The organism is Nostocoides jenkinsii Ben 74, from assembly GCF_001046875.1.
Taxonomy (GTDB): Bacteria; Actinomycetota; Actinomycetes; order Actinomycetales; family Dermatophilaceae; genus Nostocoides_A; species Nostocoides_A jenkinsii.
Map to the genome: position 1 here is coordinate 2595788 of NZ_HF571038.1, position 24841 is coordinate 2620628.

Annotated in this window: 29 protein-coding genes and 2 pseudogenes; 12 read left to right on the forward strand and 19 right to left on the reverse strand. The window is 66.5% G+C overall.

Annotated features, from left to right (window positions below; all coding sequences use genetic code 11):
• Nucleotides 1-54 precede the first annotated feature (54 nt).
• From BN13_RS12375 to BN13_RS19335, 3 genes are all read left to right on the forward strand, one after another.
• Nucleotides 55-984 carry an IS3 family transposase gene (locus tag BN13_RS12375; RefSeq protein WP_048546517.1) on the forward strand — a complete coding sequence of 310 codons (930 nt, stop codon included), beginning with the start codon at nt 55-57 and terminating at the stop codon, nt 982-984.
• A gap of 208 nt (nt 985-1192) precedes the next feature.
• Entirely contained in the window at nt 1193-1660 is a 468-nt protein-coding gene (locus tag BN13_RS12380; RefSeq protein WP_048547292.1) for a hypothetical protein, read from the forward strand.
• Nucleotides 1647-1880, forward strand: a complete 234-nt coding sequence (locus tag BN13_RS19335; protein ID WP_157038575.1) for a hypothetical protein — start codon at nt 1647-1649, stop codon at nt 1878-1880. The genes BN13_RS12380 and BN13_RS19335 overlap by 14 nt, the downstream gene beginning before the upstream one ends.
• 82 nt (nt 1881-1962) lie before the next feature.
• Here BN13_RS19335 and BN13_RS12385 read toward each other — a convergent pair whose 3' ends face one another.
• Nucleotides 1963-3138 (reverse strand): helix-turn-helix domain-containing protein, encoded by a 1176-nt coding sequence (locus BN13_RS12385; protein WP_048547294.1) that lies wholly within the window; start codon nt 3136-3138, stop codon nt 1963-1965.
• Complete coding sequence (locus tag BN13_RS12390) at nt 3131-3880, reverse strand: hypothetical protein (RefSeq protein ID WP_162199957.1); 750 nt, start codon at nt 3878-3880, stop codon at nt 3131-3133. Before BN13_RS12390 ends, BN13_RS12385 begins: the two co-directional genes overlap by 8 nt.
• Before the next feature lie 42 nt (nt 3881-3922).
• Between BN13_RS12390 and BN13_RS20635 the strand changes: the two genes are divergently transcribed.
• Nucleotides 3923-4108, forward strand: coding sequence for a DNA methyltransferase (locus BN13_RS20635; RefSeq protein ID WP_157038727.1), 186 nt, complete (start codon nt 3923-3925; stop codon nt 4106-4108).
• A 331-nt stretch (nt 4109-4439) separates the two neighbouring features.
• On the opposite strand, the gene BN13_RS12400 is transcribed toward BN13_RS20635, so the two are convergent.
• The 4 genes from BN13_RS12400 to BN13_RS12415 form a co-directional block, all read right to left on the reverse strand.
• Entirely contained in the window at nt 4440-4955 is a 516-nt protein-coding gene (locus tag BN13_RS12400) for a pyridoxamine 5'-phosphate oxidase family protein (protein WP_048547300.1), read from the reverse strand.
• 3 nt (nt 4956-4958) lie between these two features.
• A complete protein-coding gene (gene pyrE / locus BN13_RS12405; protein WP_235434035.1) occupies nt 4959-5507 on the reverse strand; it encodes an orotate phosphoribosyltransferase in 549 nt (182 codons plus the stop codon).
• Nucleotides 5508-5868: 361 nt separating this feature from the next.
• The gene (locus tag BN13_RS12410; RefSeq protein ID WP_048547305.1) at nt 5869-6285 is read right to left on the reverse strand and encodes a hypothetical protein; all 417 of its coding nucleotides are present in this window, start codon (nt 6283-6285) and stop codon (nt 5869-5871) included.
• A 253-nt stretch (nt 6286-6538) separates the two neighbouring features.
• On the reverse strand, nt 6539-6958 hold the full coding sequence (locus tag BN13_RS12415; protein ID WP_048547307.1) for an Hsp20/alpha crystallin family protein: 420 nt from the start codon (nt 6956-6958) through the stop codon (nt 6539-6541).
• A 187-nt stretch (nt 6959-7145) separates the two neighbouring features.
• On the opposite strand from BN13_RS12415, the gene BN13_RS20970 reads away from it, so the two are divergent.
• Both BN13_RS20970 and BN13_RS20640 read left to right on the forward strand, forming a co-directional pair.
• Entirely contained in the window at nt 7146-7547 is a 402-nt protein-coding gene (locus BN13_RS20970) for a DnaJ domain-containing protein (protein ID WP_407667895.1), read from the forward strand.
• Nucleotides 7540-7710 (forward strand): annotated as a pseudogene (locus BN13_RS20640) (MerR family DNA-binding transcriptional regulator); the annotation flags it as partial. The gene BN13_RS20970 and the pseudogene BN13_RS20640, both read left to right, overlap by 8 nt.
• Nucleotides 7711-7738: 28 nt before the next feature.
• Here BN13_RS20640 and BN13_RS20370 read toward each other — a convergent pair.
• The 5 genes from BN13_RS20370 to BN13_RS12450 form a co-directional block, all read right to left on the reverse strand.
• Entirely contained in the window at nt 7739-9532 is a 1794-nt protein-coding gene (locus BN13_RS20370) for a TniQ family protein (protein WP_162199959.1), read from the reverse strand.
• Nucleotides 9533-9573: 41 nt separating this feature from the next.
• Nucleotides 9574-9882 carry a hypothetical protein gene (locus BN13_RS19645; RefSeq protein WP_048547315.1) on the reverse strand — a complete coding sequence of 103 codons (309 nt, stop codon included), beginning with the start codon at nt 9880-9882 and terminating at the stop codon, nt 9574-9576.
• On the reverse strand, nt 9879-10259 hold the full coding sequence (locus BN13_RS12440) for a hypothetical protein (protein ID WP_048547316.1): 381 nt from the start codon (nt 10257-10259) through the stop codon (nt 9879-9881). Before BN13_RS12440 ends, BN13_RS19645 begins: the two co-directional genes overlap by 4 nt.
• Nucleotides 10256-10438, reverse strand: coding sequence for a hypothetical protein (locus BN13_RS12445; RefSeq protein WP_048547318.1), 183 nt, complete (start codon nt 10436-10438; stop codon nt 10256-10258). Before BN13_RS12445 ends, BN13_RS12440 begins: the two co-directional genes overlap by 4 nt.
• A gap of 282 nt (nt 10439-10720) precedes the next feature.
• A complete protein-coding gene (locus BN13_RS12450) occupies nt 10721-11413 on the reverse strand; it encodes a TnsA-like heteromeric transposase endonuclease subunit (RefSeq protein ID WP_235434158.1) in 693 nt (230 codons plus the stop codon).
• A 920-nt stretch (nt 11414-12333) separates the two neighbouring features.
• Between BN13_RS12450 and BN13_RS12455 the strand changes: the two genes are divergently transcribed.
• The 3 genes from BN13_RS12455 to BN13_RS12465 all read left to right on the forward strand — a co-directional run bounded on the left by BN13_RS12455 (nt 12334) and on the right by BN13_RS12465 (nt 14285).
• Entirely contained in the window at nt 12334-12570 is a 237-nt protein-coding gene (locus BN13_RS12455; RefSeq protein WP_048547322.1) for a type I restriction-modification system subunit M N-terminal domain-containing protein, read from the forward strand.
• 84 nt (nt 12571-12654) lie between these two features.
• Complete coding sequence (locus BN13_RS12460) at nt 12655-13137, forward strand: DUF4365 domain-containing protein (protein ID WP_162199961.1); 483 nt, start codon at nt 12655-12657, stop codon at nt 13135-13137.
• Nucleotides 13134-14285 (forward strand): hypothetical protein, encoded by a 1152-nt coding sequence (locus BN13_RS12465; protein ID WP_157038577.1) that lies wholly within the window; start codon nt 13134-13136, stop codon nt 14283-14285. The genes BN13_RS12460 and BN13_RS12465 overlap by 4 nt, the downstream gene beginning before the upstream one ends.
• 288 nt (nt 14286-14573) lie before the next feature.
• Here BN13_RS12465 and BN13_RS12470 read toward each other — a convergent pair whose 3' ends face one another.
• The 7 genes and pseudogenes from BN13_RS12470 to BN13_RS12495 form a co-directional block, all read right to left on the reverse strand.
• Nucleotides 14574-16301 (reverse strand): copper-translocating P-type ATPase, encoded by a 1728-nt coding sequence (locus BN13_RS12470; RefSeq protein ID WP_321162909.1) that lies wholly within the window; start codon nt 16299-16301, stop codon nt 14574-14576.
• 337 nt (nt 16302-16638) lie between these two features.
• A pseudogene (locus BN13_RS21020) lies at nt 16639-16932 on the reverse strand (YHS domain-containing protein); the annotation flags it as partial.
• Between the two features lie 53 nt (nt 16933-16985).
• Nucleotides 16986-17597 carry a DUF305 domain-containing protein gene (locus tag BN13_RS12475; RefSeq protein ID WP_048547328.1) on the reverse strand — a complete coding sequence of 204 codons (612 nt, stop codon included), beginning with the start codon at nt 17595-17597 and terminating at the stop codon, nt 16986-16988.
• A 188-nt stretch (nt 17598-17785) separates the two neighbouring features.
• Nucleotides 17786-18049 carry a hypothetical protein gene (locus tag BN13_RS12480; RefSeq protein WP_048549135.1) on the reverse strand — a complete coding sequence of 88 codons (264 nt, stop codon included), beginning with the start codon at nt 18047-18049 and terminating at the stop codon, nt 17786-17788.
• 115 nt (nt 18050-18164) lie between these two features.
• Nucleotides 18165-19094, reverse strand: coding sequence for a F510_1955 family glycosylhydrolase (locus tag BN13_RS12485; RefSeq protein WP_048547330.1), 930 nt, complete (start codon nt 19092-19094; stop codon nt 18165-18167).
• Nucleotides 19091-20605, reverse strand: coding sequence for a multicopper oxidase family protein (locus BN13_RS12490; protein WP_048547332.1), 1515 nt, complete (start codon nt 20603-20605; stop codon nt 19091-19093). The genes BN13_RS12485 and BN13_RS12490 overlap by 4 nt, the downstream gene beginning before the upstream one ends.
• 31 nt (nt 20606-20636) lie before the next feature.
• Nucleotides 20637-20876: an SHOCT domain-containing protein gene (locus tag BN13_RS12495; protein ID WP_048547334.1), complete on the reverse strand. Its 240-nt coding sequence runs from the start codon at nt 20874-20876 to the stop codon at nt 20637-20639.
• A 177-nt stretch (nt 20877-21053) separates the two neighbouring features.
• On the opposite strand from BN13_RS12495, the gene BN13_RS12500 reads away from it, so the two are divergent.
• From BN13_RS12500 to BN13_RS12510, 3 genes are all read left to right on the forward strand, one after another.
• Nucleotides 21054-21776 carry a response regulator transcription factor gene (locus tag BN13_RS12500; RefSeq protein ID WP_048547336.1) on the forward strand — a complete coding sequence of 241 codons (723 nt, stop codon included), beginning with the start codon at nt 21054-21056 and terminating at the stop codon, nt 21774-21776.
• Entirely contained in the window at nt 21773-22897 is a 1125-nt protein-coding gene (locus BN13_RS12505) for a sensor histidine kinase (RefSeq protein WP_048547338.1), read from the forward strand. Before BN13_RS12500 ends, BN13_RS12505 begins: the two co-directional genes overlap by 4 nt.
• A gap of 74 nt (nt 22898-22971) precedes the next feature.
• Nucleotides 22972-23610 carry a DUF488 family protein, N3 subclade gene (locus tag BN13_RS12510; RefSeq protein WP_235434036.1) on the forward strand — a complete coding sequence of 213 codons (639 nt, stop codon included), beginning with the start codon at nt 22972-22974 and terminating at the stop codon, nt 23608-23610.
• Nucleotides 23611-23984: 374 nt separating this feature from the next.
• Here BN13_RS12510 and BN13_RS12515 read toward each other — a convergent pair whose 3' ends face one another.
• A complete protein-coding gene (locus tag BN13_RS12515; RefSeq protein ID WP_048544689.1) occupies nt 23985-24803 on the reverse strand; it encodes an AAA family ATPase in 819 nt (272 codons plus the stop codon).
• Nucleotides 24804-24841: the final 38 nt, after the last annotated feature.

Below are 24841 nucleotides of genomic sequence, written 5' to 3' on the forward strand. Positions count from 1 at the left end.
GGAGCGTGATGTCCTCAAGCGATCCGTGGTCCTGTGGGTGAAGGAGGCGACGAAGTGAGCGTGGCACGCTTCGTGGTCGACCAGAGGACCAACTACCAGGTGCCCGTCGCGTTCACCTGCGCGCTGCTCGGGATCTCGATCTCGTGGTTCTACAAGTGGCTACCTCGGACGGCCATCGCGACCGGCCTGTACACCAAGCGGGACCTGCGCCGCGACACCATGGACCGGGCGGTGAAGGTCATGTTCGACAAACACCGCGGGTTGCACGGGTCCCCGCGGCTGGTGCTCGACCTGCGCGAGGAGGGGTGGACGGTCAGTGAGAAGACGGTCGCGAACTCGATGCGCCGGCAAGGGTTGATCGCTCGGAAGATCAAGCGCCGCAACGGATTAACGAAGCAAGATAAGTCGAAGGCGCCGTTCCCGGACTTGATTCGCCGGGACTTCACCGCGACCGCGGTCAACCAGCGCTGGGTCGGTGATATCACCGAGATCCCGACCGCGGCCGGGAAGCTGTACCTGGCCACCGTGATCGACCTGTACTCCCGCCGACTGATCGGGGCCGCGACGTCGCTGCACCCGAACGCGGAACTGGCCAAGGCCGCGATCACCATGGCCGTAACGGTCCGCGGCGGCAAAGAGGCGATCTGGAAGGAGGAGGAATCAGAGCGGGTCATTTTCCACTCTGACCGCGGCTCGACCTACACCGCGGATCTGTTCACCCGCGCATGCCGAAACCTCGGGATCCGCCAATCCATGGGACGCGTCGGATCGTGCTTCGATAATGCGGCCGCGGAGGCGTTCTTCTCCAGCCTCGAGTGGGAAGTCCTCTCCCGCAACGAGTTCCGAAACACCACCGAAGCCGCTACCGTGGTCTCGGACTGGTGCTGGAACTTCTACAACACCGACCGCCGCCACAGCGCCGCATTGATGATGTCACCCATCAACTACGAAAACGCTGCCCTCACCCCGAGAGCAGCCGCCTAAGAGACAACCTCCACGATTCGGGGGGAACCACACTCGTGCGTTCAAGCCCTTCAGTGAGAAGGAGTCCAAAGCCATCGCCAGCGCTAGGAACGACTACCTTCACGCCGCAGCCCCCAACTTCACGCCGATACCCCCGGACGCCTGGTGGCCCCGCTTCTGGGCGCAGGCCCACATACTCGTCAATGCGTGCGACCGCGTCCTGGAGGACTTGGTTGGCTCCGACCGTGTAAGGATCGTTGAGGACCACCTCACGAAGAACAAGCAGAACATCGAGCACCGACGCGAGATGCTGATCGAAAGGGCGCGCCAACGCCTGGGTCTCTACCAATCCGGACAGATGCGCGCGACAGAGGCCCAGCAGTGGGCTCAGTACCGGGCCGGCGATCTCTCCGCCGGGCTCTCCTACTCAGGTTCAACCAATTGTCCCGCTTGCGGCGCCGACGGGAAACTTGAGGGCGAGGACGTCGAGGCTGCGAAGCACGAGGTGGAGCAGGTCAGCGAGGACGACTACGACTCATGGATGGAGCTCACTGTCGGCGCGGAGTACTTCAGCTGCGACCGGTGTCGACTGGTGCTCGACTCCTTCGAACTCGTCGACTCCGCGGGCCTACCAGCAACTTTCGAGGCGACAACCGACGTCGGAGACTACTGGGAGCCCGAGTATGGAAACGACTGAGCCTGGATCCGGCCAGCGACCGCCCGCTCCCGGCAATCGGCCAGGAGACTTCCGAAGCATCCTCGAAGAACTCCGTGAGCTCGTGAGCGCCTTCGCGGACGCGTCGCCGGACCACATGACGCCACACTTCTACGCCCACGCGTTCAACGAGTACGACATCGCGGTCAGGGCTCTGCTCGAAGCGCTGCCCGACGGTTTCATGGAAGATCAGGATCGGTAAGCTTGGGTCGGGCACGAGGCCGCGCCCAGCCTGACACCGCCCCCAGCCGCCAAGTCTGATGCAGGGGGCGGCGTCGTCTTGGTTAGCGCCGCAAGGGAAGCACGTTGTCCAGACGCTCAGTCGCTGCTGCCTCCAACTGGGCGCGCATGCTCCTCGACCACCCCGTTGCGAAGTTCAGCAGGAACTCCGAGTACCACTCGCCCGATCGTGCAGGCGGGAGCTCGCCGAGAAACGCTTGCAGGTCGGGCGATATCCCGAACCCGACCTCGATGGCGTTGGCAACGAGCAGAGGTCGCTCGACTGTCCGCGAGGTAGCGCCAGGTTCACGCACCCGCCAGCGTTCGCCAGTCTTTGGGTCACGCCCATTCGACAGTTGCTTGAAGAGGGACACCCGACGATCGTCGTCAAGGAGCTCGTTGCGGTAACCGTGTTGGATGAGGGCTGCGATGGACATGCCCCAGCGTTCCTTCAGTCCCAACAGGCCCATGACGGTCACGTGCCGCGGCCACTCCGCCCGAAGGGTCGCACTGGGGAGAAGGAGTTCGGCCGCAAACTCGGTGGCCTCTTGTTCGCGGTTAGGGCCACTGGATTGTCGGTGGAGGGCTAGATGCCCAGCTTCGTGGGCAACCGAGAACCGCACCCGTTCCCATGACGAGTGCTGCCGGATGAGAACGACTGGTGCAGCGCGGCCGGATTGCAGGTTGAACCAACTCGACGACGCGTCATGGTTGCGGAGGTGCGTTTCCTCCTCGAAGTCGACCACCCCGACGAAGACGCCGAGCTTCTCCAGGGAACGGATCAGGTGGTCGATGGGCTGGTCGGGTCGGAGCCGCAAGGTCGCACGCACATGCTGCGCTGCGTCACGGGGATCGGCATCCAAAACGGTCTGGAACGGAAACGTGGTCGGCGGCAGGGTGACAACTCGGTCCAAGGTCGCGAGCAACTCTGCGTACATCGTCAGCCAGGACGTGACGGTCTGTTGCGCCCCCTTCGTCATTCGGCTGTTTGCACGGAACTGCGTCCCGCTTGAGGTGGCGAAGGCTCGGGGAGGCGCGCTCAGCCATCCAAGCGGCGTGCTCAAGGCGAGGGCGAGCGAGTGCGCAACGACTGGATCGACCTCCGTCATGTCGGAGTTCTCGATGCGTGAGTAGGTCGGCGAACTGACCGGAAGCGAGTCGACGACCTCCCGCGCCAAGAGGCCGCGCAGATGTCGGGCCCACCGAACCCTGTCGCCGAAAACGGTGAACGTCTCAGGCACCGGTCTCACCGATTTGCTTCGGCTCGGCCGCGGGCTCAACCCCTTCCCCTTCGAGGGACTCCAAGTCGACGTCGGCCACCGGCGCGTCGCGACGAGTCATCGCTGAGCGGAAGACACCTTCGTCTTCGTCGGACAGGATCGGCGTTGCTCGCATAGCCGACGTCGGTGCCGCGAAGACCAGGACCTCGTCCACAATCGCCACTCCGTCGACGATCCAACGTGCTTGCGGGTTGGACACCAGAGCCAGGGTCACTGACGTCAGCCCAACGCCCGCGCGATCCTTCTCGCACAACATGAAGAGCCTGAGTCCGGTGTCGTCCACGGCCTCGGCGAATCCGCTGAGCTCCAGTTCTTTTTGGACCTTGAGGCCCCCAGGAGGAGGGGGCGCCACCTTCGGCCGTGCAACCACGTGCACCGGCTTCGAGCACCCTGGAATCGTGAACCAGAAGCGGTCACGTTCCGAGGGTTTGGCAATACAGCGGATCCCGTTCTGCGCGAGTAACTCTCGTGCCCCTTTGCCCTCCGCTCCATCGACCATCTGCGTCAGGAGCGCGCGGATCATGTCCCACTCGCCTCTGGACTCTGGGAGGTCAGAGATGCGTTGACGGACGATCCGCGTGGCCAGGTCAGCCAGCGAGCTGAGGTACTCCATCGAGGTGATGCCCTCGGGCGGCAACTGGGATGGGCGGTCGGTGCCGCAGTCCATACTAGCAAGACGTGAATCCATGTCTGAAAGTTTCATACAGATCCTCATGTGAAGCAAGGAGGCCCCGTCGGCGTGTCGATGCCTCACTCCAACACGTGCAGACAGTCGGGGGAACCGCCGTTCAACACGGGTCAAGCATTCGAGCATTACGACGACTGGATGGAGCACTCAACGTGGCTGTCCTTCATGCGCGAGCGACTGCTACTGATCCGGGACCTCCTGGCCCCGGATGGCTCGGTCTGGGTCCACCTCGACGATGCCTAGCAACACCGAAAGGGCTGCCTGATGGACGAGGTCTTCGGCCCAGACAACTGCGTGGCCACGATCGCATGGGAAAAGTCAGACACCGTGCGAAACGACGCGCGACGGTTCTCAGGGCGGCACGACCACATCAACGTGTACGCGCGCGATGCCAGGATCTGGTTCACGAACCGTCTGCCTCGAAGTGCCGAAGCCGATGCCGTCTACCGCAATCCGGACGACGACCCCCGCGGCCCTTGGCTTCCTGGCGATCCTTACGCGAACAAGCCATACTCCAAAAGGGGCGATTGCGGCACGTCGTGCAAGAGTCGAAGCCGCACCTCGCCTCTCGGCGTCAGGCTCTTCGCCAGACCTGCCGGGGCCGGTATCCATCTCGTCGCAGCCAGTGCTCGGTGTAGAGGATGCGGGTCGGGGTGATCACGGTGAGCGGATCGGTGGGTGGATCGTCGATCGAGCGACCGCGTTCGACGTGGTCTGCCTGCCAGCGCACGGCTTCCCAGTAGCGGTCGGCGTCGGGGTCGTCTCGCTCGAGGGTTCGTGCGGTGCCGAAGAGCTGGGCGCCACAGCTGCTGGCCTGCCCGACCAGCGGGGCGACGATGCCCGCCGACACTCGAGGATCGCGGCGAAGATTGCGCGACTTCACGGAGTCGTTCCAGCTGGTGTAGAAGATCTCGAAACCGAGGCTGAAGTACCGCACCGGTGTCGCGACGGGACTGCCGTCGGCGCTGACCGTGGCGATGACCGCCGTGTTGTGGGCCGAGAGCAGGTTGAGGATTCGCTCCTCGAGCACGTCTTGGGGAAGCTCCCGATCAGGGGACGGACCGGCAAGCCAGGGGTTCGTCAGCGGCATACGTCACTCGCTCCTGGATGCGACGATGGCCCGCACGGTGTCGAGATCGGCCTTGGTAAGGACCGGGCGTGTCTGGAGGCCGATGTCGCCTACGGGTCCGCTTGGCTGCCCGCTGCGGTCGATCGCGCAGAGCACGACGTCGACTGTTGCGCCCAGGTCGCGCAGAGCCGTGGTTGCGTCCCGCACCGCGCCGCCGGTCGTCAGCACGTCCTCGACCAGGGTGACGCGGCGACCTGCAACCTCCGCGCCCTCGGCCAGGCGGCAGGTGCCGTACGTCTTGGCCTCCTTGCGGATGAAGACAGCGGGGATGCCCGTCAGGCTGCTCAGCATCGTGACGATGGGTATGCCGCCCAGCTCCAGACCGCCGAGCAGATCCGTCTCGTCGGGAAGGAGGGGCACCATGTGCTCCGCCACCGCGCGCAGAAGCACCGGGTCGGCCTCGAAGCGGTACTTGTCGAAGTACTCGGTGGCGTGCTGACCGGAACGGAGCGCGAACTCTCCGGTCAGCCGGCAGGTCGCGTCGATTGTGCGGGTGAGCTCAGCGTGATCCACGCCCCACAGCATCCCATCGCTGCCTCTGACCGTCGGCCGAGCAGCACCCCACCCCATAACGTCGGGGGTCGAACGGGAGCCAGTTCATAACCACGTGTTTTATGAATCGAAGCTTGGTCGTTTGTGAACGATCCAGAGCGATGTCGACCTGCTGCTCCGGCACGGACCGACAGCGGAACTGTCGAGATGCACTCAAGATTGCGTGATCTTGTGAGGGGTACTTTGCTCGTTCGGCGCCTTCCGGAACAGTCGTGCAGCATCGAGCGTGACGGGGACGGACGGTGTCACATGTGGCCGGCGTGCGGGTTTAGTTGGCCGCATGGAGTTCGTACACGGCGCCCTTGGCCTGCCTTTGTTTGCGTCATGCCGAGTCCAGGCTCGGTGGTTGGGGTGGCGGAGCTTGGCCTGAGTTCTCGGGGCTGAGGGGCATGGTTGCCCAAGCGCTGGACAGTGCTTCTCTCTCGAGTTCGCGGCGGTCATGGGGGGTGAGGTCGGCCAGGTCGAGGGCCCGCCAATAGTCGAGGTGCTGTTCGCAGTGGAGCACGGCGGTGATGTCGCCGCGGATCGGCGCTTTGCTGCGGTGGGCTGACACCTGCAGGTAGCGGTGCCCGGAGTCGCCGGCCCGCCAGGCAACGATGTGGGGGCTGGAGAGGATGAGCGCCCAGGCGAGGAGTTCCGAGGGGTTGTCGACCGTGGCGGTGACGTCTCCGATGATGTCCAGCTCGCGGCTGATGCGAAGGAGGATCGCGAGTTCTCGCGCGTCTTTGGTGGGGTACATGGTTGCTCGAATCCGTTGGCTCGTGCCGACGATGCCCGACTGCGCATGAGTGCGCGATGTCGAGCGTGGGTTAGGTTCTCAAGGTTCGCGGGGACCCCGCCTTCATGCCGGAACGCGAGCGGCGCGAACTGAGCGCTGCGCGCGTTTCGGCGGGCTCTCCTGCGTCCCGCCGCGGGATGGTGCGTGTGCGGCAGGACTGGCGGACCTCCTTCCCGAGGGCACTGGTCGCGTGCGAGGGACGGTGTGGCTCGGCTCAGGCGTTGATCGCCTTTGCAGAGTCCCCTGCGGTGATCTCGACCTTGCGCGGCTTGGCCTTCTCGGCGATGGGGATCCGGAGGGTGAGCACGCCCGCCTCGTAGCTCGCCGCTACCTGCTCGGCGTCGAGGGTCTCGCCCAGGAACAGCTGGCGGCTGAACACGCCATAGCTGCGCTCGTCGACGACGCGCTCAGTCTCGCCGGCCGGGGGCTTGCGCTCGGCGTGCACGGTGAGAACGTTCTGCTCGACGGTCAGATCGATGGAGTCCGCCGAGACACCGGGCAGGTCGAGGTGGACCACGAACGAGCTGTTGTCCCGGTAGGCCGTCATCGGCATGACAGCTGGGCGGGCGCGGGTCCCCATCATGGCCTGGGTGAGACGGTCGAGGTCACGGAACGGGTCGGTGCGCATCAGCATGAGATCTTCCTCCTCACTTGTCGCTCTGAAGCCGACACTCCATACGCTCGACTTCAGATAATCTCATGTTGCTGTTTTAGATTGTCTCCATCTGTGGGAAGATGTCAAGTGACAGTCACAACAAGTCCTGAGGGACGGTCCAGGGGGGAGGCGTGGCGTGGACGAGCACCGAAGCGAGGCGTTCCGTGTGCTGGGGATCCCCACTGACAGCGACCGGGAGGCAATCGCCCAGACCTACCGGAGGCTCGCGCGGGCTTGCCATCCTGACGTCTCGAACGACCCCGGGGCGGCTGAACGGTTCGCGGCGGTCGCGGCGGCGTACCGACTGTTGTCAGCCGGGACCGGGACGGCGCCGGTCTCGGTGCGAGTGACGACCCCGGCAGAGCCGGGGAACAGCGGCGGTACAGGGGGTTCGGGGAACGCTGCCGACCGAATCCCCTGGTTCTGGCCGGGCACAGGGCGATGGGCGGCGCCGATGGTGTGGAGGGCGAACGTCGGGCGAGCTGACTCCCCGCCGATCGTGGCTGGCCCGCCGCGGGTCACCCCGCTGCCCGGCCACGAAGATGACAGGGGGGTGCGTGATGGTTGACCTCGGTGGCGACCGGGCGCTGTTCTCCATCTCTGTCGCGGCCGAGGTGACCGGGGTGAACCCCCAGATGCTGCGCGTCTACGAGCAGAAGGGCCTGTTGGAGCCGCAGCGGACCCAGGGCGGCACCCGTCGCTACAGCGGCAAGGAGCTGGAACGGGTCCTGGAGATCACGACCCTTCTCGCCGCCGGGCTCAACCTGGCCGGAGTGGAGCAGGTGTTCCGGCTCCGAGCCGAGAACCTGCAACTACAGCGTCAGGTCGACCGGCTCCGCCGAGGCGAGTCATCCGACGGGACGATCGACTCGAGCGCACCACAGTCCGGCGCGTAACGGCGCGACCCTTCATCACACGGGATCGATGACGCCTGTGATCGGCCCTCGACAAGTCACGCACGCTCGTGCAGGGCGCGAGCCAGACCCAGCTGCTGTCTCCGGCGTCAAGGGACTTCTCGAACCGCCGGTAGCGGGCCCGGTCCCTCGCGGTGGGCTTCCTCCCGCGCCAGGCGGGTGATGGGTCGAGGTGGGCGTGGGCGACGTGGACCCACTGCCATGTCAGGCCGAGGTCGTAGGCGCCATATGGAGTGCCGGGACGATTGCGGCGGGCCCATTCGTCGAACCAGCGTCTCGTCCCGAGACGGTGCCGGATGCCGGCTTCGGTGGCGCGGTAGTCCCTTCGTGGCGACTCCTCGCCGGCGCGCCAGATTCGGCCCTCCATTCGTCGACGGCAACGAGCATGGTCGCCGTGCATGCTCGGGCGCAGCGCACGCCCATCGAGCCGGGCATACCCAGCGCTTCGGCGGCCGCAGCCCAGGACTGGATGTCCGGGTGCAGCCGCGCCAGTGACAGGGAGGCGAAGAGGCGGACGGTCACCTCGCCGGAGGCAGACGCGCCCGCGAGGTGCTCGAGGTACTGCGTGTGGAATGACCTGGGGGATGACGAGCAGGTTGATCGGCATACGCGCTCCGTCGGGTCCGGGGGTGTCGAGGTGGTGGGACAGGCGCCGGTGCGGGGCGCGGGCGGCCATGACCAAGCGGGTCAGGGTCGCGGTCATGACGGTGCGGTCGGCCAGCCAGCCGAGCGGCCCGTCGTTCGTCGTCGGGGTGAGCTCGGTCCACGGCGTCAGCAGCGTGGCGGCGGTGTCGAGGTCGTCGGCGGCCAGGATCGCATCCGCAGTCGCCAACGCCTGACCGCGCAGGGCGGGGTCGTCGGGTGGGCGCATGCCCCAGCGTGGCCCGCGGGCCGAGGTGCGGTCTGCGGCGACGAGCGCGAGGTCGGCCACCCATGGCGCGAGGCCGTCCGCGCGGGGTTGTCCGGCCAGGTGAAGGAGGAGCGTGGTCAGGTGCCGGAGGTCGGCCAGGTATGCCGCGGGCTGGGCCAGCTGCCCGAGCACCATGACGTGCTCACCCGTGAGGGCCGAGTTGATTCGCGCCTGGGTCGCCAGGATGGACGGCCAGGCCGGCTCCCGCGGGAGGGCGGCGAGGTCGCGCTGGCACTGCTTGACCGGCCCTTGCCCGAGGGGGTTGCCGCACACCGTGGCGGCGCCGACGCGGCGTAGGTGGGAGTGGCGTTGGTCGCGGAACGGCCGCCCGCACGACGGACATTCGGCGACCAGGACGAGGCCGTGGTGGGTGCAGGCGGTGACGAGGAGGAGTCGCCAAGTGGCCTTCCAAGCACCGGTCTCGGCGAGGCACGCGGGGCAGATCTGGGTGCCGTGGGCGGGGGTCCAGCCGCGGGCGGCGATCTGGCGGTATGAGTGCCGGTCGGCTGGGTCGAGGCCGGTGAGATCGAGCGCGGTGCCGTCGAAGGAGGCCAGCGTCGCGGCATACACGGCCTGCTCGTCGACGCGGGCGAGGGCCGCGTCCCGGTGCCACCGCTGACGATGCCATTGGTCGAGCTGGTCGGCGCGTTCGAGGTCGCCGTAACGGACGCCCCGGGGCGCATCGTGTAGGTGTCGCAGGAACGTGGGGTGCAGGTGCCATGTAGTCATGGCGGCTCGTCCTGGTGTGCCAGCTGGTCGGGTCGGCTCGGTCATGCCGTTCTCCTCTGGTTCGGGTGACGTTGGCGGGCGTGGTCGAGCCGGCCGTTGCGGTAGCCCTGACCGGCGGCGATTCCGGTATAGCCGGACAGTTCTGCGAGGTCGGCGCACTCGGACACGATGGGGCAAGCAGCGCAGACGGCGGCGGGTTCTACCAGTGCTGTCTGTCGGGCAGCGGCGGTGGCTGACGCGACATACGTGGCCTCCCAGCGTGCCCATTCGATGGTGAGGTCTTTGCAGCTGCCGTCGGCGAGGCTCCAGGCCGCGTCGCGGGCCAGGACTTCGCGGCTGACGCCTCTCACTGGTGGCTCCGGTGCGAGCCGAGGCATTCGGTCGGGACGTGTGCCGTGGTGATGGTGATGCTTTCGAGGGGGTCGGCGTCGGGGCCGTACTGGCACAGGAGCTGGTGTTGGAGGTCGGCGCGTGCCTCGCGGGCGGCGTGCTCGGTGGAGTAGGAGCCGGCGATGTCGTGGCAGTTCCAGACCAGCCACACGCGCGTCACGGAGGCGGGCACCGGGGGATGGTCGGCGAGGAACTCTTCGACGAGCATCCTGAGCTCTTCGGCGTAGTGGGCGTAGAAGGTGGCGTCCATCGCGGGGATGGGGGTGTCGTCCATTGCCTGCAGCATCCGCGCGGCGCGGGTGCCCAGGTCTTCGTGCTCGGGCTCGAGGTGGCTCATCCGTACCTCCGGGTGACGCCAGTGAAGGTGGCGCGGCCAGCGGGGATGGTGAGGAGGTCTGCGTCGGCGAGCAGCTGTTGGCCGGTCTCGTGCAGCAGCAGTCGCGTCTCGGGGTCGATGCGGGTGTCGAAGGCGTGGATGTCGCGGTCGGGGATGTGGGGCCAGGGGCTGGAGCGCATCGGGCCGTGGGTGAATCGCGTCCAGATCCAGCCAAGGGCGAGGACGTGAATGTCGGTCCTGGATCGCCGGGGTGAGGGTGCTCCACCACGGCTGCAGTGACAGGTGGATCGCGTCCAGGCCATCGTCGCCGAGGCCGGTGACGGCGAGCTTGTCGGCGCGCACGAAGTGGTTCTCCCCGAGAGCGTCCTTGACGGTGACTCCGTGCCGGCCCAGCTCCACCACGACCGCCGGGCCGTAACTCATCAGAACTCGGGCCCCGACGTAGAGCTCGACCGCCTTGCTCACGCCGAGACTGCCTCAGGCTGGTGCACCACGATGCGTGTCGCCTGCGTGATAGGGGCGTCGAGGTCGCAGTCGATCTGCCCGCTCCAGATGCCGTGCCACATCGCAGACAGGACGTGCCCTCCGCCGGCATCCAGCTCGAGGACGTCGGCGACGGTGCCCTCGCCCTCCAGGTACTCGTGGAGCAGGCACAGCGAGCCCGCGTACCACGGCATCGGCCGGCGGAAGCCGTGGATCCACATCAGGTTCACCCGGCGGACCCTGGACCAGCCGGAGAAGACCTCGTGTCTCCAGCCCACGTCCGCGCATGCCTCGGCGGTGAGCCGGACCTTCAGCCGGAAGTCCTCATCCTGTCGCCTCGCTGGTCGGGCGTCCCAGAGCCGAATGGTGCCGTCGTCGTGCTGGGTGAGCAGGTCTGGGGTGTGCTCGATGCGCCGGCCGCGGCGCTTGGCCGGCAGCCGCAGCTTGCAGGGCTGTGCGACGAGCCATGTCACGTCAGCGCGGCGGTCCAGCTCCCGGACCAGGTCATGCTCGAGCCCGGACTCCAAGTGCAGGTGGGTCCCAGTCGTGACCGAATACGCGTACACCGGCACATGCCCCGACTTTGCCTTCACCTTCGGGGTGCGGGTGCGCTGCAGACGGGTCACGGCCGGGCGCTCCAGCCACGGCCACACGGCCAGGTCCGCACCCACGTCGAACAACCACTCAGTGTCCAGCTCAGGGCACAGCACCACAGGGGCTGGCCGTTTCCGGGCATGCGAAATAGACTCGTCCACGCGACGGCACCTTCGTTTCTGTCCAAGATTCATCGGGACCGTCGCCGAGGGCGTGCCAGCTGCGAACTGGCGCGCCCTCACTCGCGTGCGGACGCTGCCTTCGATCTACGGCTCCGCGCCCAACCTACTCGCCACGCCCAGTTGATACAAGCACTTCTGCTTAGTTTCGGCAGACCGTAAGTATTCACTGTCCCCGATCCTTCCAATTCCTGCTTGCTGGAGATCGTCCACTCTGACTTGCTGTGCTTCGTCTCACACCCCCGCGCGACCCGTTCTCGCAGGTCACACCGTGTGACCTTATCTATGCAGTCTGCGAAGGGTAGGGTCGCATAGATACGACATGGAGGAGGCTAGGCTTGAACACACCAACACCAAGCGCGACTGACCATCGCCACACGAAGCGGGCTGGATCCGTGCCAACAACCCTTCAGTCGGCCCTCGCCAAGGAGCCGGACGCAAGTATCGATCGAGTGCTCCAGATCGCCGAGGGCTTGTCCGACCTCCCCAATGGCGCATACCCCTGCCTCAATCCCAAGTGCCGCAATCCATGTACGTACCCCGCCAAGGGCACAAGAGGGCACCGGCCTCAGCGCTTCTGCTCACGCGAGTGCCGTCTCAAGTTCGAGCGAGCCCAATCCCGCCTCGCATGGGAGGTGCGACGGCTGGAAGAGCTCCGGGAGCTGCCCATGACCACAAGGCTAGGCGTGTTACTCAACCGTGAGATCAGCCGACGTCAGTGGGCTCTGGACCGTTACCCGACGCTCGAGGCTGAGGTCGGGCAGCCCAAGAGCCCGGCCAACGGCAACGAGCCTCGCTAACGGCCACGGATAGATCAGATGACGCCCATGGGGTTTCAGGACAAGGTCGCTTTCGTCTGGAAGGTCGCTGACAAACTGCGCGGCAGCTTCAAGCAGCACGAGGACGGCTCGGTCATGCTCCCCCTGCTGGTGCTGCGGCGCATGGACGCCGTGCTCGCGCCGACCAAGCCAGCGGTGGTCGAGGCGGCCACCGGCATGAGCGTGATCGGCGAAGGCCAGGCGCGCTGCCAGGGGAGGTGTGATGACTGCGCATGACCGACCGTTGTCGGTGGGCGACGCTACCTTCGCACCAAGCGAAGCAGCCCATGACGACGATCAATTGGCTAAGGTCCGGTGACCGTGGCGGACGGTTCACCCAAGCAGAAGGAGCGGTTCAGTCGCGCGTGGCTGATTGCGGCCGCGGCGGCTGCTGACTTCACCTATGAGATCGTCACCGATGACGAACGAGGTGTCGACATGACGGTCAACAACGGCCTTCACGGCATCGACTTCCAGCTCAAGGCCACCAGCAAGCCAGAGATTCAAGCTGGTCACCTGGTGCATGATCTCGACGTCAGGACATACGACCTTCTCCGTTCGCCTCTACGCTCGGCCTACGGCGTCTTGGCCGTGGTCATCGTGGGGGATGACACTGACACCTGGCATCAAATGGACGCGGATGGAACCCACCTTGCGCGGTCGGCCTACTTCCTCCCGCTCATTGGCATGCCTCCCACAGCCAACGAGTCCACAGTCCGGCTGAAGGTCCCACTGACGAACCTGCTCACCCCGACGGCGATGCGCATGCTCATGGACTCCCAAGCGGCGAGGTGGAGCTCGTGACCACCCAAGCGCTCACTGCGCAGACGATTGTGCCGGACGACGTGACCGAGTGGCTCAAGGGGCTCGGGTGGACTCGCACTGGCTCCCTAGGCGACGTCGCGCAGAGCTGGCGACGCGGAGAGAGCCAGGTCCTGATCCCCACTCTGGCCTCCTCCCCAGACTTCCCTTTGCGTTGGTCGGAGATGCTGGCGAACCTCTCACGAACGTTGGGGACCGACCCCGCGGGCGTGCTCCTCGCGGTAGCCAAAGCGGGCTCAGATATCGCCGAGTTCCGGGCGTCTGGACAGATCGACGACACATTGCCGCTTGGGGATGCGTCGACTCTGATCGAGTCCGTGCGCCGAGCCATTCAGGCTTCAGCAAACTCAGCGCTGCAGCCACGCAGCTACTTTGGTCACAGCGTGCCTGACGCCGCGCGCCTCCATGCCAGTGGCGTGCGGATGGCTCAGACGCGTCAGGGGAGCTACATCGTCCCGGTTATCAGTCGTCTTCCGCTCCTGAAGCCAGACGACGTCGAGGATGCTGTCCTCTTCGAGGACGTCGAGTATCAGCCGTTCGCACGGCGGGCAATGCTCAGGCTCGCCGAAGGCCTGTCGGCGCTGCGTGACCTAACGCACGGCGCCACAGTGCCCGCCGCCAGCAGCATCACTGAGGCCGTTGGTGTGGGTGTCTCGTCCGAGCTTTGCGAGGCTGTCGCCAACACCCTCGACACCTCAAGCATCACGGATTTGCACGTCGCCTTCGCCTGGGCCGATCGACTCCCCGTACGCCAAGCACCGACTGCCGTCATGCTCGCCGGTGAAGCATCCCCGGCGATCCGGCAAGTTGGTGAGGTCCTGAAGGGTTCTCCGGTCGTAGGGCGTCAAACGATCATCGGCTACGTCAAGCGCCTCGACCGTGGTGAGGAGGACGAGGTCGGCCGGGTGACGCTGCGCGCCCTAGACAACGACAAGGCGAGGAACATCTCCCTGGAGTTGAACGACGCTGACTACCACGTCGCTGGTGTCGCCAACACGGACCGGAGGATCGTCTCGGCTACGGGAGTCCTCCACCGAGAGCCTGGACGTGCCCTTCGATTCAGCGAAGTAAGCGACTTCCGCCTCGTGGAGCAACTCTCACTTGACAGGTCGACTGACTCGACAAACTGAGGGCGCTCGACCAGCAGTCCACCGCTGGAGCCGAACGTCCTCGTGGGCGCCAGCCGTCGAGCCGCCGGATCCATAACGCTGTGACCACGACACTCCCGGGGTGCATAACGTCGGCTAATTCTTAGAATCAGCGCGCGTTCTTACAAGATTCAGTGCATCTCGACAACATCAGATGTCGAGATGCAGCGAGGATTGCACGAGTGTGTGCAGGCTACTTTGCGTGATCGACCCAATTGCAGGGGATCGCGCGAGGTGTGTTTCAGCGTCTCTCACGCAAGAGCCCGCCGGTCAGGAGATCTCTTGGGCGCGAAGGCGTAGCGCGTTGCCGATCACGCTGACGCTGGAGAAGGCCATGGCGGCTGCGGCGATGATGGGCGACAGCAGGAGCCCGAAGACCGGGTAGAGGACACCGGCGGCGATGGGGATTCCGGCAGCGTTGTACGCGAAGGCGAAGAACAGGTTCTGGCGGATGTTGCGCATCGTCTTCTCGGAGAGGCGGCGGGCGCGCACGATGCCAGTGAGGTCGCCCTTGAGGAGGGTGACCCCGGCGCTTTCCATGGCGACGTCGGTGCCGGAGCCCATGGCGATGCCGACGTCGGCTGCCGCGAGGGCGGGTGCGTCGTTGATGCCGTCGCCGGCCATGGCCACGATCCGCCCCTGACTGCGCAGCCGGGTGACGACGTCGGCCTTGTGGTCGGGCAGAACTTCGGCTTCGACCTGGTCGATGCCGAGGGTGCGGGCGACGGCTTGGGCGGTGACGCGGTTGTCGCCGGTGAGCATGACGACCCGTATGCCGTCCTCGCGCAGTGCCTGCAGCGCGGCTGGGGTGGTCTGCTTGATCGGGTCGGCGATGGCGAAGAGGCCGGCAGCCTGGCCGTCGATGCCGATGTGGATGACGGTCGCCCCGTCGCCGCGCAGCTGGTCGGCGTGACCGTGCGAGGCAGTGGTGTCGATTCCTTGCGATGCGAGGAAGTCCGCGCTGCCGAGGGTGACCTGGTGTCCCTCCACCGTGCCAGTGACACCTTTGCCCACCGGGGAGTCGAAGTCGGCCACCGGCGGAATCTCCAGGCCCTTGGCCGTGGCGGCCTCCACGATCGCATGGGCGAGAGGGTGCTCGGAGGCGCGCTCGACGGCGGCCGCGATGCGAAGCAGCTCGTCGGGGGTGCGGTCGCCGACCGGTTCGGTGGCGGTGACGGTGGGTCGGCCTTCGGTGAGGGTGCCGGTCTTGTCGAGGACGATGGTGTCGACCTTCTCCATCTGCTCGAGGGCCTCGGCGTTCTTGATCAGGACGCCGAGGCCGGCGCCGCGGCCGACGCCGACCATGATGGACATGGGCGTGGCCAGCCCGAGGGCGCAGGGGCACGCGATGATGAGGACGGCGACCGCGACGACGAGGGCGTGGGCGAGCTTGGGGTCGGGGCCGACGAGCGCCCAGACGATGAACGCGACGATGGCGACGACGATCACGATGGGCACGAAGATGCCGGAGACCTTGTCGGCCATGCGCTGGATGGGTGCGCGGGAGCGTTGGGCGTCGGCGACCATGGCGACGATCCGTGCGAGCATCGTGTCTCGGCCGACCTTCTCGGCGCGCATGACCAGGCCGCCGCTGCCGTTGATGGTGCCGCCGATGACCGTGTCGCCGGTGGTCTTGGTGACGGGCATGGACTCACCGGTGACCAAGGACTCGTCGACGGCGGAGCGTCCTTCCTCGACGGTGCCGTCGACGGGGACCGCTTCGCCGGGGCGGACTCGGAGACGGTCGCCGATGTGGACGTCCTCGAGGGGGACCTCGTTCTCGGTCCCGTCGTCGGCCAGTCGGCGTGCGGTCTTGGGGCTGAGGTCGAGGAGTGCCTTGATGGCGCCGGAGGTCTGCTCCCGGGCGCGCAGTTCGAGGACTTGTCCGAGCAGGACGAGTGTGGTGATGACGGCCGCGGCTTCGAAGTAGACGTCGACGGTGCCGTCGGCGGCGCGGAAGGAACTCGGGAAGATCCCGGGGGGCGAGGGGGGCGACAAGGCTGAAGAGCCACGCGACGCCGGTTCCCATGGCGATGAGGGTGAACATGTTGAGGTTGAGGCTGCGGACGGAGGCCCAGCCGCGGACGAAGAATGGCCAACCCCCCCACAGCACGACCGGGGTGGCCAGGACGAGTTGCGCCCAGATGGCCGCCGGACCCGGGATCAGGTCGTGCAGCCAGGGGATGAAGTGGCGTCCCATCTCGAGGATGACGATGGGGATGGTCAGGGCGACCCCAGCCCAGAAGCGACGCGTCATGTCGGTCAGTTCGTGGCTCGGACCAGCCTCTGCAGCCACGTCCACCGGCTCGAGCGCCATCCCACAGATGGGGCACGGTCCCGGTCCCGGCCGGCGGATCTCCGGGTGCATCGGGCAGGTCCACTCACTGGCCGTGGACTGCACACCGGGGGTCTCCCGGGCCTGGTGGGACTCAGCGCCGACGTCACCAGGGGTGAACTTCGCCGGATCGGCTACGAACCGGTCGCGGCAGCGCTCGGAGCAGAAGTGGACCTGCCGACCATCGTTTTCGACGCTGAGTGCCGTGACCGGGTCGACGGTCATCCCGCAGACAGGGTCGGTCACGGCCGAGTTGGGTTGACTGGACGATGGCGCGTGCTCGTGCGTGGACATGGCAGCCTTCCGATGTCGGTGGGGGCGGGAGCGCGTCCGGGTGTCGGAGAGCGTCAGAGCATTCCCTGCATGGTGGCGATCTCGGCGTTCTGCGCCTTGATGATCGCTTCGGCGAGCTGCTTCACCTCAGGGTTGTCGGTCGTGGTGAGGACCTGTTGCGCCATGGTGACGGCGCCTCGGTGGTGCTGGACCATCATCGTCAGCCACATTCGGTCGAAGTCGGCACCTTGGGCCGTCTCGAGCTTGGCCATGTCATCGCTGCTCATCATGCCGCTGCCGTGGTCCATGCCTCCGCCAGCACTTGGGGCCGCGCCCCAGTTGGACAGCCAGCCGCGCATGGTCGCGATCTCGGGGTCCTGCGCCTTCTTGACGTCGGCAGCCAACGTGCGGACCTCGGGGGAGGCCGTGGAGTTCTTCAGCGCCAGGTCGGCCATCTCGATGGCCTGCTCGTGATGAGGAATCATCATCTGCGAGAACATGACATCGCCCGTCCGGGCGGCGGAACTGCCAGTGACAGCGGGCGAACCCCCGCTGGTCATCGGGCTGGCGCCATGGTCCATGCCGCTCATGCCTGAGTCGTTCGACGTGGTCGAGCAGGCGGACAGAGTGGCGGCGGTCAGTGCGGCGACGAGCACGGCGATGGTGCGTCGGACGGGCTGGCGCATGGGTGACTCCTGGGATGTGGACATGGAAGGGGTGTCGACGGACACGTCCTCCACCCTTCGTTCCCCGCGTTGTCGCGAGACTGTCCTTGTGTTGAGGTTTGGTCAAGGTCGGCCCGACGCGACGTGTTCACCGAGGCGGGCTGGTTGGCCATTGAAGAGAAGAACGCACGCCAGGGTTGCGTTCCCGATCAGCGTGAGCGGTCGGCGTGGTTCATCCAGGTCATCATGATGGCCATCATGGCCAGGCACCCCACGGCATACAGGAGGGCGCCGACGCCGAGGGTGCCGGTGGCGATCAGGACGCCGATGAGGGCGAGCATGGGCAGGCACATGAGCCACATGAGCCAGCCGTGGCCGCGTCCGTGTTGGTGGGTAGCGGGGCGCTCGGTTGGTGCCGCCGGCTCGTGGCTCGTGAAGTCGGCGTAGTGATGGTCGGGGGGGTTCGAGGTCATCGTCGGCTCCGTGGTTGAGTTGCGGAAACGCGGGGTCGTCTCCGTCACTTCAGGATTGAGCCCGAGTGTGGCGCTCGGGGTTCGGTCGCGTTCAGATCTGGTCAAGACTTCCGGTTCAGGCAAGCGCGTCGGTGGTGGTCGCGCCGTTGTCGGTGGTGCGCAGGACCCGGTCGTGCAGGGCGACGACGACCTCCACCTCGCCGGAGCCGGATCGGCCGGCCCAGAGCGCTTCGACGGGTCCGACGACGCGTGTGCCGAGGGTCCAGGTGGCGCCTTGGTCGGTGCTGGTGGCCAGCCGGCCGTCGGTCGTGGCGATGACCAGGGTGGACTCGTCGGCCCAAGCGGTGAGGACGGATAGGGCGGGGGTGGTGAGGGTCTGCCAGGTGGCGCCGTGGTCGGTGCTGCGGAGCAGTCCCTTCTCGGTGGTGGCGACCAAGGTGCCGGAGGTGGGTGAGGTAGATATGGACCGTGGTGGAGCGGGTATGCCGCGATCGGCCCATTGCTTGCCGTCGCTGGTGGTCCGCAGCGCGCCGTCGAAGCCGACGACCATCTGGGGTCCGGCGGTCAAGGCGTGGAAGTCGGATTGCCCGCCGCGGGAGGTGACCTGCCAGGTGCGGCCACGGTCGGTGGAGCGAATCAACCCCAGGGGTTGCGGCAGGTCGACTGCCCCAAGGCCAGGGTGGCCGGAGGCGTAGAAGGTTCCGTCCGGGCTGACCGTGAACCCCATGAGGTCCATGACGGGTCCGCGCAGGGTCAGGCCATCGGCCTCCTTCGCATAGAGCCCTTCGTGCGTGGCCAGGAGCAGCGTGCCGTCGCTGGGGTCGCGGGCGATGGCATGGATGTGCGTGATGGCGACGGGTTTCGCGCTGGCGCTCGGTGGAGCGGTCACCGAGCTGGGCGGCGTCATGGTTGTTGGGGCTGCGGTCTGGCCCGCAGGGGTCGAGGAGCCGGCGGGGGTGGCCGTTGCGCCGCACGCGGTCAGGGTCGTACTCGCGGCAAGGGCGGCTGCGGCGAGGAGCAGCCGCTTGCCTCGTGGCGTCCTCATGCGACGTAGTTGAGGGCGATCATCATGCCGGCCTCTGCGTGGTAGATGTTGTGGCAGTGGATCATCCAGTCGCCGGCGTTGTCGGCGTCGAGGTCGATCGCGAACGACTGCATGGGGGCCATCAGAACGGTGTCCTTGCGCAGGCCTGAAGGCAGCGCGAAGGTGTGTCCATGCAGGTGCAGGGGGTGAGTCATCATCGTCATGTTGGTGGCGTTGATCCGCAGACGTTGCCCGGCCTTGACGGTGAGGGGCTCGTTCTGCCCGAACGGCGCGCCGTTGATGCCCCACTGGTAGGGCTTCATCGACCCCTGCAGGCTCAGGTCGACGGTCGCGTCGGGTGACTTGTTGGGCAGCCGGGAGGACTCGGCCGGTTGCAGCTGGGACCCGATCAGGACCTGCCCTGACAGCTCAGCTGGCGTGACCCCGGGGTCGGGTGCCGCACCCGAACCGGTACGCAACAGCGCGACGGCTTGGCCGCCGCTGGTCTTGCCGAAGGGTCGGGCCACGAGCGGGAACACGCCGTCCTTGACGGTGACGATCGCGTCGTAACGTTCACCCATCCCGATGTAGAACGCGTCGACCTCGGCGGGTTGCACAGCGTGGCCGTCGGTCTCGGTGATGGTCATCCGGTGACCGCCGAGCGCGACCGTGAAGATGGTGTCGGAGGCGGCGTTGATCACCCGCAGTCGCACCTTTTGGCCCGGTGTGGCAGTCAGCACGTCCGGGTCGGTCGCCGGCTTCCCATTGATGAGGAACAAGGGGTACTGGACGTCACCGGCGTCACCCCACGGTGGTGTCCCCATCGACATGCCGCCCATCGACCCGTGGTCCATGCCACCCATGCCGCCCATCCCGCCCATCCCGCCAGGGCTGGTGGTGCCACCGTCGGCGATGAGCTTCTTCAGGACGTCATCGGGGGTGGTGCCGGTGCCGTCGATCCAGTCGTCGAGGACCACGATCCATTCGGCGTCATACCTGCCGGGGTCGGCGGGGTCGTCGATGACCATCGGCGCGTAGAGGGCCCGGTCGAGCTGGACGCCGACGTGCGGGTGGAAGAAGTAGGTGCCCGGGTCGGGGGCGGTGAACTCATAGACGTACTTCGCCCCGGGCTTGACCGGGTCCTGGGTCAACCCGGGGACCCCGTCGGCGGAGTTGCGCAGCCGGATGCCGTGCCAGTGGATGGTGGTGTCGGCGGGGAGCTGGTTGTCCAAGGTCACGCGCAGGAAGTCACCTGCGGTGGCGCGCACCAGCGGACCGGGCGCGGCCTCACCGTACGCCCACGTGGAAACCTGCCGTCCGGCCAGATCGAGAGTGGCCGGCCTGGCGGTCAGGCTCGCCTCGACCACCTTCTGCCCGGCCGACGGGGAGACCGACGAGGGGGCACCAAAGGTGCGCGACGGCATACCGGCTTTGTTGCCACCGCTGGAGGTGCAGGCGGACAACGCGCCGACGGACGCGAGGCCGAGACCTCCCACGAGCAGGGTGCGACGAGACAGCAGGGGGTTGGTCACCGGAGGTGGCTCCTTGGTCAGGGTGTTGGGGTCAGTGAATGTCGGACAGGATGCGGCGGCGATGCTCGTACTCCTCGACGGAGACCTCGCCTCGCGCCAGGGCCTCCTTGAGCAAGGTCAACGGGTCGGTCCGCGGCGCCGTGTTGTCCTTCGTGCGGTCGGGCAGCAGTGAGCGAATCACGAGGATGACCACCAGCCAGAACGCCAGCGCCCCCGATCCCATCACCAGCCACATGCCCCACCCCATGCCAGTGCCGTTGTTCCACATCATGATCGGTGCTTCCTTCCATGGGAGCGTGATCAGGTCACCGTGTTTGGCCCGTGAGCGCCACGCTCGCAGCAGGACCCGTCGATCCGGTCGTGGCGAGGTTGAGGTTTGACGAAGATCGCCCCCATCGAGCGCGGGGATCGGGCGGGGTGCACGAGGAGGCCGGGCAGACTGGACGGCGTGACTGATCAGCCCAGCCCTGCCGCGACCGGCCGCGTCCTGGTGGTCGAAGACGAGAGGACGCTGGCCGGAATGGTCGCGGCGTACCTCTCGCGCGCCGGATTCGAGACCGCGGTCGTGCACACCGGCATCGCGGCCGTGGACGCCGTCCGCGAAAACGAACCCGATGTCGTCATCCTCGACCTAGGCCTACCCGGACTGGACGGCATCGAGGTCTGCCGGCAGATCCGCACCTTCTCCGACTGCTACATCCTGATCACCACGGCCCGTAAGGAAGAGATCGACACCCTCATCGGACTGTCCGTCGGCGCCGACGACTACCTGACCAAACCGTTCAGTGTGCGTGAGCTGGTCGCCCGTGTCCAGACCGTCCTACGGCGTCCACGCACCGGGTCCCGCGCCCACGCCCAGAAAGACGCGACGGTTTGGTCGTTCGGGAACCTGCGCGTCGACCCCGTCGGTCACGAGGTCCACCTCGGCGGTGAGCCGGTCGCGTTGACCCCGACCGAACGAGACCTGCTCATCACCTTGGCCTCGCGTCCAGCGGTGGCTTTCACCCGGGGGCAACTCATCGAGGAGGTCTGGGGCGCCGGGTGGGTCGGTGACGAGCATCTGGTCGACGTCCACATCGCCCACCTGCGACGCAAACTCCGCGACGACCCCGACACCGCCCGATACATCACCACCGTCCGCGGCGTCGGCTACCGAATGGGCAGAGGATGACACCCCCGACACGGTTCACCACTGGCCGCGGCCTGGCCAGCCGGCTGCTCGCCGGACAGACGATCGTTCTCATCGCCGGGGCGCTGACCACTGGCCTGGTGGCGGCACTGCTGGGTCCCTCAATCTTCCACCAGCACCTGCTCGAAGCCGGCCACGCCGAGAACTCCCCGGAGCTTGTCCACATCGAGATGGCCTACCGCGACGCGTCCTTCCTGGCACTCGGCACCGGGTTGACGATCTCCCTGCTGGCAGCCGGCATCGTCACATGGCTGCTGACCCGAAGGATCCGCACGCCCTTGGCCAACCTCACCCATGGAGCCCGCGAACTGTCCCGGGGCCACTACTCCACCCGCGTGAGCGACACCGGCTCCGGGACCGAACTGGACACCCTCGCCGACGCGTTCAACGTCATGGCCGAACGCCTCCAAGGGATCGAGGACACCAGGCGACGCATGCTCGCCGACCTCGCCCACGAACTGCGCACCCCCATCACCACACTGACCGCCTACCACGACGGCCTGCACGACGGAGTCGTCACGCTCGGCCCCGACTCCCAAACTGCCCTCACCGAACAGACCGACCGGCTCGCCCGCCTCGCCGAGGACATCGATGAGGTCTCCACCGCCGAAGAAGGCCGGCTCAGCCTCCAGCCCGAAGTGGTCGCGGTCTCGGACCTGCTGTGGAACGCCGGCGAAGCCGTCCGGGACCGCTACCGCGACGCCGGCGTCAACCTCGCCGTCGACACCACCAGCGCCGCAGGACTCACCATCGACATCGACCGGCAACGCCTCGGGCAAGTCCTCAGCAACCTCCTGAACAATGCCCTGCGCCACACGCCCGCCGGCGGCATCGTCACAGTCTCCGCACGTCAGGTCGACGACGAGATCGACATCACCGTCACGGACACCGGCGAAGGGATCACACCCGAACACCTGCCCCACGTCTTCGAACGGTTCTACCGAGGCGACGCCGCCCGAAGCCGCGACCACTCCGGATCCGGCATCGGCCTGACCATCAGCAAAGCCATCATCGACGCCCACCACGGAACCATCCAGGCCCTGAGCCAAGGCCCAGGGCAAGGGGCGACCTTCGTGGTCACCCTGCCCCGGCGCCAGACCTGACCCGACGGGGCTCATGGCTCCTTTTCGGCGGACCGAGTCCGAATCCGGTACGGTCGTAATGCTTTACTACCACTGTGAGCCCCAAGTCTTCCACGCATGTGTCCCGCAGCCAGGTACTCGGCTCCCGCATCGCGTACGCGCGTCGGGAGCGGGGCATGACTCAGGAACGCCTGGCAGCCGATGCTGGCGTGGGACTTGAGTCGCTGTGGAAGGTCGAGCAGGGACACGTCGTTCAGCCTGGAGTCTTCCGCATCGCCGACATCGCCAATGCTCTGGGCATGACCATCGATGGGCTGCTGCCGGCACGAGCGAGTCGAGTGACCTCCATCGGATATGAGGGTTACGACATTGGTGGCTTCGTCGAGGGGGTCAAAATTGCCGGGATCGATCTTGTGGCCGACGTGCGCCTCACTCCGTTGAGCCGCAAGCAAGGTTTCAGCAAGCGTGGCCTTGGTGACGCGCTCGGGGAGGTTGGGGTGCGGTACGAGCATCTTCGGCCGCTCGGAAACGCGAAGGAGAACCGGCCACTGTTTGCCGGTTCAGATCTGGAGGTGGGGAGAGAGCGTTATCGCGCGAGCCTGCGGACTCCCGAGGCACGGGCCGCTCTCAAGCAACTGACCTTCTGGCGACAGGATCATCATGTCGCGCTGCTCTGCTTTGAACGGGACGAGGAGAGATGCCATCGCTCCGTAGTGCTCGAGGAGCTCGCTTAGACGCCGCAGACCCTCCTATGAAACATAGGTAGCGGTTCATGAAAAGTAGCCCCCATCTCGACATCAGATGTCGAGATGCACTGAAGATTGCGCGTCCGCCTGCTGAGCACATTGCGCAAACGGCGTGTTCAGGGGCGACCGTGCAAAGCAGCCGTCCCTTGTGCTCACGGAGGGTCTCGGAGCAATGGATGCCGAACCAGCCTCAGTAGATGCATGGTGGCGGATCGTGGGGCCGGTCTGAACGCGCTCGTTCGTATAGGGCCCCGTCACCGGAACACCTCGCCGGGCGGGTCATACGGTCACCGGCCAGAGTCGCAGTGTGGCTTGCGCCGTTAAATGGCGGGGTTCTGTAGGTGATATGTGGCGGGCCCCGGTCAACTGACGCCGATGACGAGAGTGCTGGCGGCGGCTTCGATGACGTCGTTGGTGATGGTGTCGAGTTCGTTGATCTTCAGGACGCGCTCGATCTGGGGGAAGAGTCGTTCCAGAAGCCGGAAGTTACCTCGGGTGATCCGGGCGATGGCGGCGATGGCTTGGGCGTCGGTGAAGTCCTCTGGGTCGAGGATCTTACCGAGGGCGCGCCAATGCCGTTGCAGGACGAAGAGCAGTTCCTCCTTGCCCAGGGGCCGGTACTGGTGGGCGAAGCCGACGCGGCTGTAGAACTGGGGATAGTGGCTGAACTGCTTCTCCAGACCGGGCATGCCGATCAGGATGAGGGCAAGGTTTTCTCGGTCGTAGCGATCGCGCAGCAGTTCCATTGCGGTGGGGCGGAGGCGTTCGGACTCATCGACGATGACCAGCTCCACGTAGTTCCTGCTGTGGCGCCATCCGCGCGTCTCTGGCGTGACCTGCCCGGCCGGCGCGAGGTGCTGCTCGATGCAGATGTTGGTGCGGGTGATGACCTGGTCGAGTTCGTCCTTCAAGGCTCGTGGCGTGGTCAGCACGCTGGGGGTGTAGAGCACGGTGCGGCTCTTGGCCAGCGCAGCGTAGACCTGCGCGTCACTGTCGGAGCGCGGTCCCCAGTAGGTCAGCAGGTCGTGGACCTTGTCCCAGCGGGCGTAGCGGCGCGCGGAGAGCGTCTTGCCCACGCCGGCTGGGCCAAAGCACAGGCCGATGGTGTGCCCGCGCCGCACGGCGTCGGCGAACTCGGTGAAGCGGCGGTGTTCTTTGGTCACGATGAAGCGCTGACTCACCTTAGGTCCTCTCTGTAAACCTTCAACTTCCGCCGTGG